The organism is Pseudoalteromonas sp. B62, from assembly GCF_037162565.1.
Taxonomy (GTDB): Bacteria; Pseudomonadota; Gammaproteobacteria; order Enterobacterales; family Alteromonadaceae; genus Pseudoalteromonas; species Pseudoalteromonas fuliginea.
Genome location: NZ_JARLVB010000002.1, coordinates 2,596,352 through 2,614,179, shown reverse-complemented (window position 1 = coordinate 2,614,179; position 17,828 = coordinate 2,596,352). Strand labels below are relative to the sequence as shown.

Annotated in this window: 17 protein-coding genes; 2 read left to right on the top strand and 15 right to left on the bottom strand. The window is 40.6% G+C overall.

The window, feature by feature from the left end; genetic code table 11:
* Positions 1–93: 93 nt before the first annotated feature.
* The 12 genes from P4S71_RS16290 to P4S71_RS16235 form a co-directional block, all read right to left on the bottom strand.
* Positions 94–738, bottom strand: a complete 645-nt coding sequence (locus tag P4S71_RS16290) for an MOSC domain-containing protein (protein ID WP_337151020.1) — start codon at positions 736–738, stop codon at positions 94–96.
* Complete coding sequence (moaE, locus tag P4S71_RS16285) at positions 738–1,196, bottom strand: molybdopterin synthase catalytic subunit MoaE (protein ID WP_337151019.1); 459 nt, start codon at positions 1,194–1,196, stop codon at positions 738–740. The genes P4S71_RS16290 and moaE overlap by 1 nt, the downstream gene beginning before the upstream one ends.
* Entirely contained in the window at positions 1,196–1,495 is a 300-nt protein-coding gene (locus P4S71_RS16280; RefSeq protein ID WP_096793303.1) for a MoaD/ThiS family protein, read from the bottom strand. Before P4S71_RS16280 ends, moaE begins: the two co-directional genes overlap by 1 nt.
* On the bottom strand, positions 1,473–1,943 hold the full coding sequence (gene moaC, locus P4S71_RS16275) for a cyclic pyranopterin monophosphate synthase MoaC (protein ID WP_007375236.1): 471 nt from the start codon (positions 1,941–1,943) through the stop codon (positions 1,473–1,475). The genes P4S71_RS16280 and moaC overlap by 23 nt, the downstream gene beginning before the upstream one ends.
* Position 1,944: 1 nt before the next feature.
* Entirely contained in the window at positions 1,945–2,484 is a 540-nt protein-coding gene (gene moaB / locus P4S71_RS16270; RefSeq protein WP_024607910.1) for a molybdenum cofactor biosynthesis protein B, read from the bottom strand.
* Positions 2,481–3,161, bottom strand: coding sequence for a molybdenum cofactor guanylyltransferase (locus P4S71_RS16265; RefSeq protein WP_337151018.1), 681 nt, complete (start codon positions 3,159–3,161; stop codon positions 2,481–2,483). The genes moaB and P4S71_RS16265 overlap by 4 nt, the downstream gene beginning before the upstream one ends.
* Before the next feature lies 1 nt (position 3,162).
* Entirely contained in the window at positions 3,163–4,134 is a 972-nt protein-coding gene (gene moaA, locus P4S71_RS16260) for a GTP 3',8-cyclase MoaA (RefSeq protein ID WP_337151017.1), read from the bottom strand.
* A gap of 16 nt (positions 4,135–4,150) precedes the next feature.
* Positions 4,151–6,847, bottom strand: coding sequence for a nitrate reductase (locus tag P4S71_RS16255; RefSeq protein WP_337151016.1), 2,697 nt, complete (start codon positions 6,845–6,847; stop codon positions 4,151–4,153).
* Between the two features lie 40 nt (positions 6,848–6,887).
* Positions 6,888–8,411, bottom strand: a complete 1,524-nt coding sequence (locus tag P4S71_RS16250; RefSeq protein WP_337151015.1) for an FAD-dependent oxidoreductase — start codon at positions 8,409–8,411, stop codon at positions 6,888–6,890.
* Positions 8,412–8,638: 227 nt separating this feature from the next.
* Positions 8,639–9,832, bottom strand: coding sequence for an alginate export family protein (locus tag P4S71_RS16245; protein ID WP_337151014.1), 1,194 nt, complete (start codon positions 9,830–9,832; stop codon positions 8,639–8,641).
* Between the two features lie 9 nt (positions 9,833–9,841).
* Positions 9,842–11,584, bottom strand: coding sequence for a bifunctional protein-serine/threonine kinase/phosphatase (locus P4S71_RS16240; protein WP_337151013.1), 1,743 nt, complete (start codon positions 11,582–11,584; stop codon positions 9,842–9,844).
* A gap of 13 nt (positions 11,585–11,597) precedes the next feature.
* Complete coding sequence (locus P4S71_RS16235; RefSeq protein ID WP_024595623.1) at positions 11,598–13,067, bottom strand: NarK family nitrate/nitrite MFS transporter; 1,470 nt, start codon at positions 13,065–13,067, stop codon at positions 11,598–11,600.
* A 287-nt stretch (positions 13,068–13,354) separates the two neighbouring features.
* Here P4S71_RS16235 and P4S71_RS16230 point away from each other — a divergent pair, with 287 nt between their 5' ends.
* A complete protein-coding gene (locus P4S71_RS16230) occupies positions 13,355–14,113 on the top strand; it encodes a HesA/MoeB/ThiF family protein (protein WP_337151011.1) in 759 nt (252 codons plus the stop codon).
* Here the strand turns inward: P4S71_RS16230 and P4S71_RS16225 are convergent, their stop codons facing one another.
* From P4S71_RS16225 to modA, 3 genes are read right to left on the bottom strand one after another with little or no spacing between them, the layout of a single operon-like run.
* The gene (locus P4S71_RS16225; protein ID WP_337151010.1) at positions 14,114–15,142 is read right to left on the bottom strand and encodes an ATP-binding cassette domain-containing protein; all 1,029 of its coding nucleotides are present in this window, start codon (positions 15,140–15,142) and stop codon (positions 14,114–14,116) included.
* 1 nt (position 15,143) lies between these two features.
* Positions 15,144–15,821: a molybdate ABC transporter permease subunit gene (gene modB / locus P4S71_RS16220; protein WP_337151009.1), complete on the bottom strand. Its 678-nt coding sequence runs from the start codon at positions 15,819–15,821 to the stop codon at positions 15,144–15,146.
* The gene (gene modA, locus P4S71_RS16215) at positions 15,808–16,560 is read right to left on the bottom strand and encodes a molybdate ABC transporter substrate-binding protein (protein ID WP_337151008.1); all 753 of its coding nucleotides are present in this window, start codon (positions 16,558–16,560) and stop codon (positions 15,808–15,810) included. The genes modB and modA overlap by 14 nt, the downstream gene beginning before the upstream one ends.
* A gap of 45 nt (positions 16,561–16,605) precedes the next feature.
* On the opposite strand from modA, the gene moeA reads away from it, so the two are divergent.
* The gene (gene moeA, locus P4S71_RS16210; protein ID WP_337151007.1) at positions 16,606–17,823 is read left to right on the top strand and encodes a molybdopterin molybdotransferase MoeA; all 1,218 of its coding nucleotides are present in this window, start codon (positions 16,606–16,608) and stop codon (positions 17,821–17,823) included.
* Positions 17,824–17,828: the final 5 nt, after the last annotated feature.

Here is a 17,828-nt window from a genome sequence, read left to right as displayed (position 1 = left end):
TTTATTATGTTTTTTATAACCTTAGTTATAGCAGGCATTCTCTTTTTTGCTAGGTGTGCTATACATTTGAGTTGCTTTTAGTGGCAATATTCTTTAAATAGACAACTTCTTTTTTAGCTTCTCTTGCCATTCTAAAGCAAGTGCTGGTAACGTTAATGCCTCTAAAAGCACGTCTTCGTAACCTACGTATTTTTTATCAAAAAACGCCTGAAACAGCTTTTTAACTGATATGTCGTGCGTCGATTTTTGTTCGATAACAACACTATCACCCGTTTTTGCAACGCCTTGCTCCAGTACCCTAAAATACACGCCAGTACAATAATGCTGCGTAAACAGTTTAAGGCTATTTTTATTATTAAGGGCAATTGCCAGTTTAAAGCAAGGAACACGCGGCTGGCTTACTTCAAGTAATGCCGTTCCCACTCGAATATGATCGCCGATGTGTATATTTGCTTCATCAAGATCAGAAATTGTGAAGTTTTCGCCAAAGGCACCTACTGCTAAATCATCATTTTCGAGGGTTTGTTTCCAATAATCATAATGATTGTTCGAAAACGCATACACCGCTTTATCAACTCCGCCGTGATTAACTAAATCGGCTTGCTCATCACCTTTTATATTTAGTTTTTCAATAACAACAGGCTCATTAGTTGGTGTTTTAAAAATACCGGTTTTAACCTCTTTGCCGTTATGCACAACCGTTTTTATTTTGGAAATATTGGTAGAGATTATTTTCATTAAGACTCCCACTTACCCAGCGCTTGTTTGTCACTTTGTTTAAACTCGACCCAATTTGATGAGTCTTTGAAATGTTCTTTTTTCCAAAATGTGGCGTGATTTTTTAAGTAATCCATTATAAATTGTGCGCCTTCAAACGCGGCTTGGCGGTGGCGGGAAGTAACGCCTACAAATACAATTTGATCACCAAGCGCTAAATAGCCGACTCGATGAATAATACTTATGCGGGCAAGTTGCCAGCGTGTTTGTGCTTGCTCAGCAATAGATTGCAGTAGTTGCTCGGTCATACCAGGGTAGTGTTCAAGCTCAAGAGCAATAACGTTATCGCCACTGCTGAACTCTCTTACCAAACCTGTAAAGGTGACAACCGCGCCATCGCTTTTGTTATTACTACAAAGCGTATTGTGCTCGTCACCTACATTAAAATCATCAGTTTGTACTTGAATATGTATGCTCATTAGCCACCTGTAACCGGTGGGAAAAAGGCAAGCTCGTCCCCTGCTTTGACTATTTCATCGCTTGATGACATCGTTTGGTTAAGCGCTGCAAGTAGCTCACGTTCTTCCAGCCACGGTTGCCAATGCGGGTATTGGCTCACTAATCTTAATTTAAGCTCTGAAATAGTAAGCGGCTGCGTAATCTCAAGGCTTAATTTACTGCACTTTAACCGCTCTTTTAGTTGCCCAAAAAACAATAACTCTACATTTTGGGCGCTAGATATAACATTGTTTGGATTAATCTCGTTGCCAACTGCCATTTTTTCCCCCAGCTTTTTGAGTAACGCGCATACCGCTAATTTCCATTAGTGGGTCGGCTGCTTTACACATATCAAACAAAGTAAGGCTAGCCACAGATACCGCTGTTAACGCTTCCATTTCAACCCCAGTTTTACCGGCAAGTTTGCAGTAGCTGGTTATTTTAATTTGGCTGTTTGCTTCATCAAGTTCAAAATCAACAGCGACTTTGCTAAGTGCAAGCGGATGACAAAGCGGGATTAAATCGGCGCACTTTTTAGCGCCTTGAATACCTGCAATACGTGCCACGCCTAACACATCGCCTTTTTTGTTTTGATTAAGCATTACTTGTTCAAAGGCAAGTTTGCTCATGCTAATAAATGCTTCAGCTGAGGCATCGCGCAAGGTTACGTCTTTGAGCGATACATCAACCATATTCGCTTGGCCGTTTTCGTCAACGTGGCTCAGCATACTATTGCTCACGCGATTCACACTTTTTACCAATGGTAATGTGCGGTGCAAAGTTACACGGTTTATGCATTGAGTTAAGTTGATCTTTTATAATGCCTGTCCATGCTGTTTTGCATGCGCCTGTAGAGCCTGGCATACAAAAAATAACCGTGTTGTTAGCAAGTCCTGCCAATGCACGAGATTGAATAGTTGAGTTACCAATTTCACCGTACGATATATGTCTAAATAGCTCGCCAAAGCCATCTACGCTTTTATCAAACAGCGGCGCAAATGCCTCAGGTGTTGAATCGCGCTCGGTAAAACCTGTACCGCCAGTCACTAAAATAGCGTGAATGGTGTCATCGGCTATCCACTGCGATGCAATAGCGCGCATTTGGTAAACATCATCTTTTACAATTTCTTTATCCGCTAAGTGATGACCCGCCTCAGTTAGCGCTTTAATTAAGTAATGACCAGAAGTATCGGTAATCGCATCGCGCGTGTCGCTTACTGTAAGTACGGCAATGTTTAAAGGTATTTGTGACTCGCTTGTGTGGCTCATAATGTTTTTCTCAATAAGTTAATGCTTTTGTCAAAATGCTCATTTACAGCTTTAAATTGCGCCGGTGTATTGGTGTTTATTAATGCATGCGCTTTATTACATAAAAGCGTTTGCACACCAATGCTTTGGGTAAACTGTTTTATTGATTTATGACTGTTTGCGTTTGTGAGTATGTGTTTTAAATGATTTTTTACACTGCTTGTATTACGAATATACAGCGGTAGTGGTTCATTTTCAAAGTGCCAAGCATGTATTTGTGACTGATTTAATTGATTGCTCACACTTTGTACGTTATTTGACTGAGAAGCCAGCACAATTGTGCTTAACAAACTACTCGTAAGTAGAGGCATATCTACCGCAGTAATAAGTAAGTCGTGCTCAGTGGCTATTAATGTTGAGTAAATTCCACCAAGGGGTCCACTGTTTGGGTATATATCTTTAATGTACTTTTCTGAGGGATAATCGCTCGGCGAGTAATGGCTCGATGATTTGACTGGATTTGTAACATTGCGACTTATAAGTAAATTTTTAGCGCCTGCGTCTTTTAATAAATCACACGCATTGTGCAATAGCGTTTTATTTTTTAAAACTAAATCGGCTTTGTCTGTGCCCATTCTTGATGACTTACCACCAGCAAGCACAACGCCTGTAAAATCTCGCTTTGCTTTTACTTCCATATTAGCCGCCTAACATCGCTAAGTGAGTTGTCGCGCCTGTTAAGCGTTTATCTAGCTCATGGCTTATTTCTTTATTGCCCGTAGCAGCTCGAATAGCCTTTACTGTCGCTGCAGTATCGTCCTCGTTGAGTAGCTCGCGTAAATCGATTCCTTGCTCGGCAAATAAACATAGGTGTAATTTACCCAGCGCCGATACCCTTAAGCGATTACAGCTTTTACAAAAATCTTTGCTGTAAGGCATTATTAAACCAATACGACCATCGTAATCAGGATGACAAAATTCCTCGGCGGGTCCGTTTAGTTTCCCCCTCACAACTTGTAACCAACCTTGGTCGAGTAATTGGGCTTTAACTGTTTGTCCACTTAAGTGGTTTTCTTCAAAAAAGGTTGCGCCGTCACCTGTTTCCATTAGTTCTATAAAGCGCACCGTAACTTTGTGGTGTTTTACCCACGCTAAAAAATCCTTCAATTGGTTTTTATTAAACTGCTTGGCAAGCACCGCATTTATTTTTATATCTTTTATTCCCAGCTCTACCGCGCGTTCAATTCCTTTTAAAATAAGGTTAAGTTTGTCGTGCCCTGTTATGAGTTTAAACATACTCGGATTTAAACTATCAATACTGACGTTGAGCGCATCAAGCCCTGCTTCTGCAAATTCATCAATTTTCTTTAATAAATTAAAGCCGTTGGTAGTAATGGCTACTTTTTCTATGCCGGGCGTGTTTTTACAAAGCTTTATAATATCGGTTACGTCGTTTCGCAAGCACGGTTCGCCACCTGTAATGCGTACTTTTTTAGTACCTAGCTCTGCAAACGCATTTACAAGCGTGCTAATTTCGTTTTTATTTAAAAAATTACGCGGCGTATCGCACTGATACCCGTTTGGTAAACAATAACTACAACTAAAATTACATACATCGGTTATTGAGAGGCGCAAATAGTTAAACTGCCGACCAAATTGATCATTAAGCATATGCTTCCTTTTATCTTTACATTACAACCGCAACATTAATACTGTTCGCTTTTTGCGTAGCATGTTGCTTAATTAATTGGCTTAATTGTGTTTTACACGAACCGCAGTTCGTCCCACATTTAAGTTCATACCCCAATTGCTCGACTGTGTTTGCACCGTTTTTAATGGCGTTTATAATTGGCTGCTCTCTTACTTTAAAGCAGCTACACACTTGCATGCCTTGGGTAAATTCTTCATCGGGGGTTGCATAAAGCAAAGACTGTAACTGTGTAAAGGTCAGTAATGGCTCTGCAAATAAATGGTTTATCCACTCAAGTGATATTTCTTTTTGCTCATTAGAAATAACACCAACAAACGCTAATTGATCGTTTTGAATACACTGCACATGCATGGCTTTTGCCGTGTTCATAGCCGACCACTGCCCTTGTAAACCGGTTAAGGTTTGGCAGTAATACAGTAAATCACTTTGTGGCTCATTAAGCGCTAATTGGTAATTAAAGCAATTACTTGCATTAACTTTAAGCCAAAAATCACTGTTTATAACAAGTTCGTTTTTAGCAAACAGCTGCATATATTGCACAAAGGGTGCTTTAACTATATTAACGGCGCCATGTTTACACTCAGCCTGACCCGATAGAGGGTCAACTACCGATTGATACAACCCACTTACTGTTGCTGATGACGCAAATTGCTTATTCCAATGAATAGGCATAAAGCATTCACCTTTTCGCACGGCATCGGTCACTTTTGCATGCGCGGTAACCTGCCCTGTTTGGGCAATCGCACTTATTAAATCGTTTTGTTTAATTGCTAATTTACTGGCATCAAGCGGATTAATTTCAATGTACGGGCGTGTAATATGCGATGAAAGCGCGGTACTTTTACCCGTGCGGCTCATGGTATGCCATTGGTCGCGTATACGCCCTGAGTTCATTACAAACGGATAATCACTTGATGTTTTTTGCACCGGTAGTTGCGGCGTTATAGGTATAAAACGCGCCTTTTTATCAGCGGTGCTAAATTGGTTATCTGTAAAAACTTGACCGTTTTTATAAGGCTGGTTTTTAACAACAGGCCACATAATGGGTTTTAAGTTATCGTACTGGCTTTTTGTGAGCCCAACTAAACCAGAGAGGTTTAATAATCGGCTGCCATTATTTTCAAAGTCGGTTAATTGTGCCCATTCTTCAAAAATGCCACTTGGATCTGTAAAATCAAAACCTTCAAAGCCCATTTTTTTAGCGACTTCGCACATAATTTGCCAATCATTTTTAGCTCCCGAATAAGGCGCTACTAACGGGCGCTGCCTTGATATTCTTCGCTCTGAGTTAGTTACTGTGCCGTTTTTTTCGCCCCATCCGGTTGATGGAAAAGCAACATTGGCAAACTTTAACGTATCACTTTTTGCAATACAGTCAGATACAACCACCATCTCGCAGGTCTCTAATGCTTTTTTAATTGCGGCGTTGTTGGGCAAGCTCACCATTGGGTTTGTTGCCATTATCCACACTGCTTTTATTTTGCCCGCGGCTATGTCATCAAACATATCAATGGCATTACTGCCTGCTTTTTTAGCAATAGTTGGCGAGAGCCAAAAGCGTTGTACAAGTGATTGATGCGCTTCGTTTTCAATATCTAGATGCGCCGCTAACTGATTAGCCAAGCCACCTACTTCGCGCCCGCCCATCGCATTGGGTTGCCCAGTAATCGAAAACGGACCGCTGCCTGGTTTAAGTAATTTACCTGAGGCTAAATGTGCATTAATAATGGCGTTGCATTTATCTACACCCGAGCTTGATTGATTTATACCCATTGAATAAAAGCTAATCGCGCTTGGGCTGTTAGCAAATAGCGCGTAAAACTCAATTACTTGCTCAATTGCTATATCGCAAAAGTCGCTAACAGCCTCACAGCTCCATTTTGTTGCCTCTTGCAATGCGCTTTCAAAGCCGTTTGTGTGCTGAGCAATAAATTGCGTGTCGAGGTGGTTATGCTCATTTAAATAATTAAGCAAGCCGTTATAAAGCGCGGCGTCACTGCCTGGTTTTATATTTAAAAATGTGTCGGCAAGCTCAGCTGTGTCGGTTTTACGCGGATCAATAACCACCACTTTCATATTTGGGTTAAGCTGCTTTGCACGCTCCATTCGCTGATACAAAACCGGATGAGTCCATGCTGCATTAGAGCCAATTAATATAAGTAACTCAGTTTGCTCTAAATCTTCGTAGGTACACGGCACTACGTCTTCACCAAAAGCGCGTTTATAACCTGCCACAGCAGACGACATACACAGGCGTGAATTAGTATCAATATTGCCTGAGCCTATGTAGCCTTTCATTAATTTATTCGCGATGTAGTAATCTTCAGTAAGTAACTGCCCTGACACATAAAAAGCCACCGCATCGGGTCCGTGCTTTTGTATTATGTCGTTAAATTTATTGGCAACGTGGTCAGTTGCTTCATCCCACGTGGCTGCTTTATTATTAATGAGGGGCGACGTTAAGCGATTATCACTGCCTGTTGTGTCGAGCAAATGCGTGCCTTTTACACATAAACGACCAAAGTTTGCGGGATGCTCTCGCATGCCTTCAAGCTTGGTTGGCACATTATTAAAAAGTGAAATATCAACACCGCACCCTACACCACAGTAAGCACATGTTGTTTGTTTTAAACTCGTTTTATTTATAGTTGGTGACGTATTTGCGGTTGCCATACTGCTCTCTTTTAATGTGCTTTAGTTAGTGTGCTTTAATTTATGCGGGCTGTTTTACAGGCTCATTAAGGGTAACTACGTTAATAGTGTTACTTGCTTTAGCGAGCGCGCTGCTTATTACGTTTTGAACGAGTTTTTCACACCCTCCACAACCTGTACTGGCTTTGGTGCTTTGCTGCACACTTGCCAAATCTATGCAGCCGTTAGAAACTGATTGTTCAATGGTGTGTTTAGTTACTTTATGACAAGCGCAAATAATGGCGTCATCAGGCAAGTCATCGGCGCTTAGCTCTGCTATTTCGCCGGCAAGGGGCATAATGAGCGCTTCGGGTGCGGTGGTAAGTTCAATGTCGTTTAAATGATATTGCAGCAAATTGTCGTAATCGCTTGTATCGCCAACAAGTACCGCGCCAATCAGCTTATTACTTTGTGAATTGGTAACTATTTTTTTATAAATACCATTGGGTTGATCTTCAAAATAATAGCTTATTGCGCCTTCGCTGCGTGCATGTGCATCGCCAATAGAACCCACTTCAACACCCATTAATTTAAGCTTGGTGCTCATATCGGCACCACTAAATTCATCGGCTTTATTGTCTAAGCCAGTACTTTGCAAAGTACCTTGCTGCGTATCTTGTAAAATATGCCCAACTGCTATTTTAGCCATGGCGTAACCAGGTGCCACTAAGCCAAAAATAAAATTATTCCACAGTGCACATTCACCAATAGCGTATATGTTTTTATCACTCGTTTGGCAGTGGTTATTAATTACAATACCGCCGCGCTCGCCTAACTCTAAATTAAACTCGCGTGCCAAATTATCATAAGGGCGAATACCTGCCGAAAATACAATCATGTCGGTTTCAAGGGTTTTACCGCCTTTAAAACACATTTTGTAACGACAACTTTCACCTTCTACTATTTCCTCTGTTGCTACCGATGTATGCACAGTAACGCCCAAGTCTGTAATTTTGTTTTTTAGTAACCGACCGCCCCCCGCATCAACTTGTACGCCCATAAGTTGCGGTGCAAATTCTATTACGTGAGTATGCAGACCCAGTTGCTTTAATGCGTTTGCAGCTTCAAGCCCCAGTAAACCGCCACCAATTACCACGCCTACTTTACTGCCGTGGGCTGAGTTTTTTATTGCGTGTAAATCGTTAATGGTGCGATAAACAAGGCAATGCTCGCGATCTTTACCCGGTATAGGCGGTACAAATGGGAATGAACCTGTAGCAAGCACAAGCTTGTCGTATTCAAACAACTCCCCTTTAGCGGTCGTTACAGTTTGCGTATCACGATTTATATCAACCACTTTAGAATGAGTATGAAAGCGTACTTGCCAATCGTCATAGGTTTTATTGCATGTAAGTGCGAGGTCGTCTGCGGTTTTGCCTTTAAAAAAAGACGATAGCTGCACGCGGTCATACGCTAAACGGTCTTCACCGCTAAGTACCGTAATTTCAAATTGCTCATCAGCTTGATTTTGAGAAACTAGCTGCTGCACAAAATGGTGCCCCACCATTCCGTTTCCTACCACTACAACACGCTGCTTGCTTAGCATTTACTCACCTTAAAATGATATCTACTTTAGTGATTGACTAAAGCTAACATCGAATAATTTGTTATAGGATTGTTATAGCAATATGTAAGCCAAATATATAAGCATTTAAAATCAGTAAGTTGCCTACATTGGTGCAGAGGTGAAAAGCATAAAGCCCCACAAGATGGTGCAACTGCACCATCTTGTGTCGCTATAAATTACAAGAGGATTTTAGAAGATAGTGAGGGTTAAAATTTAGCGCTCATCCATACCCACAATTTTTGAGTATCGACTTTATTAGCAGCAGTATCGCCCGGTGAGTAATCAGCGTATTTAACACCTACTGCATATTGTTTATTAATAGGTTTAACGTATTGTACGTTTAGTTCAGTACCCAAATCGTCAACCCCATTTGATTGCTCATTAGCATCAAAACTGTGATAAGCCACCAGCCATTTTCCGTCAAACGCTTTACCGTTTAAGCTTATGTAAGTGTCGTCCAAGCCTTGTGCGGGTGTATTTAAAAACGTATCTGCCCAACCATTAAATTTATGTAACGTGGCAAGCGGTGTTGCAAACCCGTAATCGCCATTATCAGAGCCAAGTGACTCTATGCCAACTTTTAATGTTACTGTTTTTATACCCAAACCATTTAAATCAACAGCGCCTTCAAGTGCATAGTAATCGGCATCAAAATCACTCACGCTTGTTGACGCAGACTGCGTTGCATACTCCGCTTTGTAATAAAATTTTATGTCGTTTAGGGTTTTATTACCGTTAAAAGAAACGCCATAAGTGTCTAAACTGTCGTCTTGTAGTGCATCGTCACTTAATAAGTAACTGTATAAAACCACTTTACCGTAGTCTGTTTTAAAGCTTGCATTAATTAGATGATCGGACGATTTAATGTCTTTATCGTCAGCAAATATGCGGTTACGCTTATTTAAATAACTGTACTGTAAATCTATGTTATTAAGTGCGTAATTAATGGTTGCTGCATCAAAGGTTTGCCTGTCTTGGCGCCAACCTACGTGCCCAACAAAACGCTGCCCATCAAGGGCTATTACTTGGCGCCCTACTTTTAGCGATAGGCCATCGCGGGCATATTTAACAAAACCTTGGTCTATCTCGGTGTTTTCTGGGTCGGCAATAACAGAGTAATTAGTATTTTTCCCCACCGTATTGTTGTAATCATCTACGCCCAATAGGCTGCGAGTATCTTCTACTTCAATAAGGGCTGAAAAACCATTCACCTCGTCTGTTTGATGCGTTAAGCGGGTTCTAAGTGTTAAGCCGCTTGCATCTTTTAGAGCATTGTTTTGATCAACGCTTTCAAAACGCAGTCTAAAATCAAGATCAGTTTGCGAAGCTTGGCTTATTGAAGGCGCAGTGAAGCAACCCAGTATAAAAATAATAGGTAAGTTGTTCTTATAGTTAAGCATTTTGGTTCTCTAAGTTTTAATTATTAATACACATACCAAAGCAATAAATAAACACAGCGAAATACATTTCCACACCATAACTGGATCGCGTTTCATTATTGAACTTTTATTAGCGGTACTTTCTAAATAAGGATTAGGTTTGTTGATATCGTTTATAAACTCAGAAAAGGCTTGGTATCTGAGCTCTGGTTTAGGGGCAAGCGCTTTCATAAGGGCTTGATCTAACCAAAACGGAATATCGGCTCTGTATTTACGAATACTTGTGTAATGCCAATGGCTGTAACCTTTTGGCGCTACGTGGTTAAGTGGCAGTGGTTTGTAAGGCAATTTTGAGCACAATAACTCGTATGCAATAACGCCAAGTGAAAACAAATCACTTTTAAAATCGGCGTGCATAGTAATAAGTGTTTCGGGTGCGGTGTAGTCGGCAGTGCCTTGCGGGCAATCATCCGCAATTTGTTTAACCGACTCGTCCATAGCCGCAACACTTACTGTGCCGTAATCTATTAGCGTTACTTTTCCGTGCGCATCTATCATTACGTTATCGAGTTTTAAATCGCGATGTACCATATCGAGTCGCTGAAACGCCCTTAGTGCATGTACTATTTGTTCAATAATACTGCGTACTTGGGTTATTTCTGGGTGCGGCACGTCGTGCTTCCAATCACTGAGTGTTTGCCCGTCCATGTATTCACAAATATGATACAAAAAACGACTTTGCGATTGCGTACTCAGTACTTTCATCACGTTAAGGTGGTTTATGCGTTGCCCTACCCAGCCTTCTCTTATAAAGCCTTGAAGGTAATGCACATCGTCTTCAAAATTAACCGAAGGTGCTTTTAAAACCACTGGCGGTATATCGGGCGCTTGTTGCACTAAATAAATGTGCGAGCGACTACTGGCATGTAATTTACGAATAACCGTGTAGTCATCAATTTTTTGCCCAACATTAAGCGCAGGTGGAATTTTTCGTCGTGTTAGCGAATGATAAAGCTCATCTAACTTTTGCTCGGCAATATTTTCTACTTTTACAAGCAAACAACTTACGTTGTCGTCACTGCCTCGCGCTAATGCAAGTTCGGTAATTGCTTTAGCTGCATTTTCTAAATCAGTGTGCTCGTTAATTAATTTAGCTATATCACTACTTGGAAGCACATCGTGTACGCCATCGCAGGTTAATATATAAATATCGTCTGCTTTTAGGTCAACTTCGTATACATCTATTTCTTGATGAAGTTGTGCGCCAAGCGCACGCGTTAGCGTATCGTTTACTTTGTGATCCCGTGTAATTGCCTCTATTTTATTTTCTCGCAAGCGGGTAATACGCGTATCACCTAAGTGAAATATATAACCCGTTGCCGACTTTAAAATAAGCGCTGTAAAAGTGGTCATCCAATCGGCTTGGCGCTGACCAAGGTGATTATAATTAACCGATTGCGAATAAAGCCACTGATTTAAACTTGCTAACACCTTCGATACTGACTTTTTAACCGCCCAACTTTCGGGGGTATTTAAATACTCATTTATAAAATGAGTAACCGAAAGTTGAGACGCTTGTTTAGCATTTTTTGCTGATGAACAGCCATCGGCTAAGCAGGCAATAACGCCTTTAGACTCTTTTTCTTGCGCTTTGGTATTAAGAGCTGCAAACGCATCTTGGTTTTCTGCTTTTAAGCCTTTTGCGCTGTGTCCGCCAAATGAAACGTTGAGTTCATTTTTTAGCGCTTTAACGTGGAGTGTTTCATCAAACATAGTCAATAATGCCTTAAGTCACTGAAATAAGTTCAACGGTGCCGTCTTCATTTACTTCGGTAATATGGCCATCTGGTTCTCTCATAAAAAACAGTGCAGCTAGACCAAGTAATGCACTACCTGCAATAATGAAAAAGAAAGTTTGATAATCAACAAGTGACAATGCCGTTAAGTACACTACTGCACCTACATTACCGTAAGCACCTGTCATCCCAGCTATTTGCCCAGTTAAACGGCGCTTAATTAGCGGTACTGCGGCAAATACAGCGCCTTCACCTGCTTGCACAAAGAACGAACACGCCATAGCCGCAACAACTGCAAGCCATAAAGGCCAAGATGCATCAACCAAGCCCATTACAAAATAACCAACAGCAAGACCCGTTGTAAGTACAATAAGGGTAATACGACGACCTAATTTATCTGAAATCCAGCCGCCACCTGGGCGAGATGCTAAGTTCATAAATGCATAAGCAGAGGCTAAAATACCCGCGTAGACCATATCAAGCGCAAATACATCCATAAAAAACAGCGGCAACATAGAGACAACCGCAAGTTCAGAACCAAAGGTTGTAAAATATAAAATATTTAAAACAGCCACTTGCTTAAATTCATAACGATGAGACTCAGGTACAGGCTCTTTAAAAATATGACCATTTACGTCAAAGGTTTTATACACTTCGTAAATATAAAGCAGTACTAAAAAAGCATACACGGCAAGTACAAAGTTAGCCGAAATTAGGTTAGCACCGGTTGGTGAAAGCTTCCAAGTAAGTAATGCTAGTGCACCATACATAGGGATTTTCATAATAAGAAGTAATACAAAGTCGCCTTTACTGGTTACTTCCATTGCGCCTACTTTTTTAGGCTTAAAGTATGTACCGCCTTTTGGTGTATCGGTTACATTTAAGTACCAAATAATACCAAATATAACGCTTAATACACCCGTTAAACCTACTGCGTAACGCCAACCATCTTCGCCACCAAACATAAGTGCAATAATTGGCAATAACATAGCCGCTGCTGCTGAACCAAAGTTACCCCAGCCGCCATAAATACCTTCTGCTATGCCCAGCTCGTTAGCAGGAAACCATTCACTCACCATACGAATGCCCACAACAAAACCAGCACCAATAAAGCCTAGCGCAAAACGCGCTATAGCGGCTTGTTCAAATGTGGTTGCCATAGCAAACATAAAACACGGAATACTACAGGTAATAAGTAGCGCCGCATAAACAATCCGGGGACCAAATTTATCGGTCAGCATACCCACCACAACACGGGCAGGAATAGTTAACGCTACATTTAAAATTAGTAATGTTTTAACTTGTGCCATGGTAATACCAAGCGAGCCCGCAATTGCACCTAATAAAGGAGCATGGTTAAACCATACAAAAAATGACACAAAAAAGACCATCCAACTTAGATGTAATACTTTCATTTTTCCTTTAAAGGATATTAAGTTAAATCCAGAACTCGGTTGCATGTTTATTTCCTCGTAAACGTATTATTGTTTTATAAATGCCCCACTCTTTTATATGAGTAGCAGCCCAAACTTTGTTAAATTTTAGTTAACCCAATAGAGCAATTACTGAGCCACTAATTAAAAACCATATATTTCAATTGGTTATATGAATTTATTATTTTAATGCGTTATAGTTGCACTATATGAGTGAGGGGTATGGGCTGTTACAGTGCAAATAAAAAGCGTTACTACTTGCTCTAGGATTTAACAAATTGGTATTGTTCAAAAAAAGTATGAGATGTTTAAAAATGCAAAAAGCACCGTTAACGTACCAACAGCAACTACGCTATTCTCGGCACATTATGCTGCCGCAGCTCGATATAGACGGACAAGAGAAGCTATGGCAATCGCATGCATTAATTGTTGGTGTGGGTGGGCTTGGATGTGCGGTAAGTCAATATTTAGCGGCATCAGGCGTTGGCACGCTCACCTTAATTGATAACGATGAAATAGACGTGACCAACCTACAAAGGCAAATACTGTATAAAGAAAGTGATATTGGTAGCTCAAAATGCAGTGCTGCAAAAAAACAGCTTAACGCACTTAATAGTGAAATAGATATAAACACCATTGAGGCATTTTTTGATGTAAATACCTCTACAGAACAGCTATTTAATAACATTGATATAGTGATTGATTGCTCAGATAACCTAGCAACACGTAATGCACTTAATAGCGCCTGTTTTAAAGCTAAAGTTCCGCTAGTGTCAGGCTCTGCAATACGCATGGAAGGACAAGTCGCGTGTTTTACTATGGATGAATACAGCCATTGTTATGGTTGTTTATCGCAATTTTTTAGTGAACAAACACAAAGTTGCTCCGAATCCGGCGTACTTTCTCCTATTGTGGGGCTAATAGGCAGTATTCAGGCAACTGAAGCGCTAAAAATACTTGCTGGTTTGCCAAGTGGCTTAAGCGAGCACTTATTGCTGGTGGATGGTTTAAGCATGGAGTTTAATCGTTTTAAAATAGCTAAAAATAGTCAATGTGCGGTGTGCAGCATTTAGTTATTCTAGATCACTGATTGTTGTATAAAGCACATCGCCCACTTTAAAGTCGTTTTTGTCCCACACTCGTCTTGAAGCCAAGCAATACAAAGTCTGCCCATCTACATTGAGCGTTAACTGCCACTTATTATTAATAAGCTCAGCCTGAGTTAATACCGACCTTAAAACATTGCTGTGCGTTGTTTGTTCAGGCTTTAACGCACTAAACGACATTTGCTCACTTTCTATAATTAGCTTATTACTGCTATCTACAAGTGCAGGAAGCACAAAAAGCGGCTGCTCACTTTGCTGTAATTGCAGTTGATATAACCCGTAGTCTTCATCAAATTTAACCACATCGTAATTAATTAAGCTCAGCGGTGTTTGCCTATCGCCTGCATAAATAGCTTTTGCAACATGCGAACTTGCACCTTGGTTTATCACCTTCCCTTTATCAAGCTGAACAAGGGTATCGCAGCAAAATAGCAACTCTTTTAATGAGTGACTTACTATTATAAATTTAATATTAAACTTAACAGCAATCTCATTAAGCTTAGTGAGTATTTTAAAACGCAGTGACCAATCAAGCGCGCTAAAAGGCTCATCAAGCATTATAAATTTTTGACCGGCAAGCAAAGTTCGCGCAAATACTACACGTTGGCGCTCGCCACCCGATAAGCTTTGTACATCACGGTTTAGTAAGTCTTGTAATTCAAGTGTTTTTACAACGTATTGAAGCGTTAAGCTGGTTTGTTTATTCCCGCAGTGTTTTTGTGTAAACGCTAAATTACCTGCTACATCTAAATGAGGAAACAACGGGCACGATTGCAGTTGAAGCGTAATACCGCGTTTATCGCTTGGCAGCTCATGTACTGGCTGATTGTTTATATGAACACTTTTTGCAGGCTCTAAACCACTAATACAACGTAGCAATGTTGACTTACCCGAACCTGAAGGCCCGTAAACACCGAGTACATTAAACGACTCAAGATCAAGGTTTATATCTAAATCAAAATTATTGATTGCTTTACAAAGGCTTAGCTTAATCATGTTATTGCTTAACCCCTACTATGCTTTTATTAAACTTAAATAACAGCACTAAACAGGCAAACGAAATAGCCAGTAAAATAAGTGAAAGCTGATGCGCCGCCGTATAATTTAACGATTCAACATGGTCATAAAGCGCTATAGACACCACCTGTGTTTGCCCCTGAATATTACCGCCAATCATTAACACCAAACCAAACTCACCCAATGTGTGCGCAAAGCCTAAAGCAAATGCGCTTCCAATACTGGGTTTTAAAAGAGGAATAGTTAAATACACAAAGCGTTTAAACGGGCTTAATCCAAGCGCAATGGCAGCTTCGTTATAAGTTTGATTAATATGTTTAAACCCAGCCACAAGCGGCTGCATTACAAAAGGCAGCGAATAAAAAAGCGAGCCAATAACCACGCCCTGAAAACTAAACGCAAGCTGAGTACCCGTTAGCCAAAACCAAAACTGCCCAAAAGCGTGATCAGGCGAAAACAAAACAAGTAAGTAAAACCCTAACAACGTAGGCGGCAGCACTAAAGGCATTGCAATTAATGCCTCTAAAAATGGTTTAAATTTACCGTTATAGCCAGCAAGCTTGTAAGCCACCGGAATACAAAAAACAAGAAGGAGCACTGCGGTTATAAAGGCAAGTTTTATAGTTAACCACAGCGCGGTTAAATCACTTTGAAGCATTGTTGTCCTTTATTCTGTAACCTAATTCAATTAACTGCTGCTGCGTAGCTTCTGCCATTAAAAATTGCATAAGTTGCTTAGCGCTAGCATGCTTTTTAGTCGAGCTAATAATAACACCTTGTTGAATTATATCGGGATATTGATTGGTAGGCAGCACGGTGTAATCTAAATATTTTTGATCTTGCGTGTTACTGTAAGCCGCCTTTAGCGATGAAACAGCCACCAGCCCTACTCCTACATTACCACTTTGCACAAACTGAAACGCATGCGTAATATTATTCCCGTACACATAATTTACTGGCTTTTTAAAATGGTTATTCGCGTAGTGCTCTGAGGCACGCCCGTATGGTGAAAAACGCGGATTAGCAATAGCTACTTTATCATTTACTTTTTCAGCTTTTGGTTGCCACAAAGCAAGTTCGCCTAACGCGTAAGTGATTAAACTGCTTTGCTCGGCATAGCCTTCTTTAATAAGCGATTGCGGGCGAAAATCGTCAGCTGATAAAAACACATCAAATGGCGCGCCATGCACTATTTGCGAATATAAAACACCGCTAGAAGCTGCTGATATTTTCACGTCAACATTAGGTAATGGGGATTTTTTTAGTAGGGTTTGCAATACAGTTTTAAAATTACTCGCTACGGCTACTTGCAGCGTTTCTTTTGCGTTTACGCTGCACGACAGTATGCATGCTACACACAAAAAATAACCCAACCATGTATTGTAAAGCTTTGACATTATAAGTATTGTTTCAAAATAAAATGATTTAAGTAAGCAATATATATGAACGATGTTTGCAATGCACCCGGTTTATTGCCAATTGAAACTGCAATACAAAATATACTTGGCTCAATAACGCCAGTTAAAGACGTTGAAACCATCACTATAATGCAAAGCGTTGATCGCGTTTTAGCAAGCGATGTTAAATCAACTATAAACGTACCAGCTCATGATAACTCCGCAATGGATGGCTATGCGCTATGTATTTCAGATAAAAGCTTAACCTATACACAAGTAGGTAGCGTGTTTGCGGGGCAAGTTTTTGAAGGAACACTTACCCCTGGTCAATGCGTAAGAATAATGACCGGCGCCGCCATTGCAGCTGGCGCTAACGGCGTTGTAATGCAAGAAAACGCCTCGGTTGATGGCGATAAAATTACGTTTACTGCGCAACCAGAGCTAAATGAAAACGTGCGTTTTGCTGGCGAAGATATAGCAATCGACGATGTTATTTTAAAAGCAGGCGATAAACTAAAAGCCGTTGATGTGGGGTTACTTGCATCTTTAGGGATTGCCAATATAGACGTGGTGAGAACTTTAAAAATAGCCGTGCTTTCTACAGGCGATGAGCTAATAGAACCTGGTCAGCCTCTTGAGCAAGGCGCTATTTTTGAGAGCAACCGCGCTGTTATTATTAGTGCGCTGCAACAAAAAAATATAGACGTGCTTGATTTAGGAATTATCCCTGATGACAAAGAACTCATTACTAATGCATTTTTAAAAGCGAACGAACTTGCCGATGCCGTAATAAGCTCAGGCGGTGTATCCGTTGGTGAAGCCGACTTTACAAAAGAAGTGCTCAACGAAATTGGCAATATTCACTTTTGGAAAATAGCCATGAAACCAGGCAAACCTTTTGCCTTTGGTAAATTAAGTAACAGTTACTTTTTTGGCTTGCCAGGTAACCCTGTGTCGGCTGCTGTTACGTTTAATCAGTTAGTAGAGCCTGCACTGCAAAAGCTGTCGGGTCTTGGTGAAGTAAACCCTAAAATGCGCTTTAACGCGGTTACTACATCCGTTATTAAAAAGCGCCCTGGCAGAGCCGATTTTCAGCGAGGTACTGCAACAACTAACGAGCAAGGTGACTTGGTGGTTGCCCCGTTTAATAAACAGGGCTCGGGTGTACTTTCGTCGCTTAGTAAAGCTAACTGCTTAATTGTAGTGCCAGCACAAAGCGGCAATATCGAAAAAGGTGCAACGGTAAGTATTGAGTTGTTATAAATACT

Bases quoted from the DNA above. Each gene is read 5' to 3' on its own strand.
- P4S71_RS16240 (WP_337151013.1), bottom strand. From the start codon at position 11,584: ATGTTTGATGAAACACTCCACGTTAAAGCGCTAAAAAATGAACTCAAC.
- P4S71_RS16280 (WP_096793303.1), bottom strand. From the start codon at position 1,495: ATGGCAGTTGGCAACGAGATTAATCCAAACAATGTTATATCTAGCGCC.
- moeA (WP_337151007.1), top strand. From the start codon at position 16,606: ATGAACGATGTTTGCAATGCACCCGGTTTATTGCCAATTGAAACTGCA.
- P4S71_RS16235 (WP_024595623.1), bottom strand. From the start codon at position 13,067: ATGCAACCGAGTTCTGGATTTAACTTAATATCCTTTAAAGGAAAAATG.
- moaB (WP_024607910.1), bottom strand. From the start codon at position 2,484: ATGAGCCACACAAGCGAGTCACAAATACCTTTAAACATTGCCGTACTT.
- P4S71_RS16265 (WP_337151018.1), bottom strand. From the start codon at position 3,161: ATGGAAGTAAAAGCAAAGCGAGATTTTACAGGCGTTGTGCTTGCTGGT.
- modB (WP_337151009.1), bottom strand. From the start codon at position 15,821: ATGCTTCAAAGTGATTTAACCGCGCTGTGGTTAACTATAAAACTTGCC.
- P4S71_RS16250 (WP_337151015.1), bottom strand. From the start codon at position 8,411: ATGCTAAGCAAGCAGCGTGTTGTAGTGGTAGGAAACGGAATGGTGGGG.
- moaE (WP_337151019.1), bottom strand. From the start codon at position 1,196: ATGAGCATACATATTCAAGTACAAACTGATGATTTTAATGTAGGTGAC.
- moaA (WP_337151017.1), bottom strand. From the start codon at position 4,134: ATGCTTAATGATCAATTTGGTCGGCAGTTTAACTATTTGCGCCTCTCA.
- P4S71_RS16290 (WP_337151020.1), bottom strand. From the start codon at position 738: ATGAAAATAATCTCTACCAATATTTCCAAAATAAAAACGGTTGTGCAT.
- modA (WP_337151008.1), bottom strand. From the start codon at position 16,560: ATGTCAAAGCTTTACAATACATGGTTGGGTTATTTTTTGTGTGTAGCA.
- P4S71_RS16230 (WP_337151011.1), top strand. From the start codon at position 13,355: ATGCAAAAAGCACCGTTAACGTACCAACAGCAACTACGCTATTCTCGG.
- moaC (WP_007375236.1), bottom strand. From the start codon at position 1,943: ATGCTGAGCCACGTTGACGAAAACGGCCAAGCGAATATGGTTGATGTA.
- P4S71_RS16245 (WP_337151014.1), bottom strand. From the start codon at position 9,832: ATGCTTAACTATAAGAACAACTTACCTATTATTTTTATACTGGGTTGC.
- P4S71_RS16255 (WP_337151016.1), bottom strand. From the start codon at position 6,847: ATGGCAACCGCAAATACGTCACCAACTATAAATAAAACGAGTTTAAAA.
- P4S71_RS16225 (WP_337151010.1), bottom strand. From the start codon at position 15,142: ATGATTAAGCTAAGCCTTTGTAAAGCAATCAATAATTTTGATTTAGAT.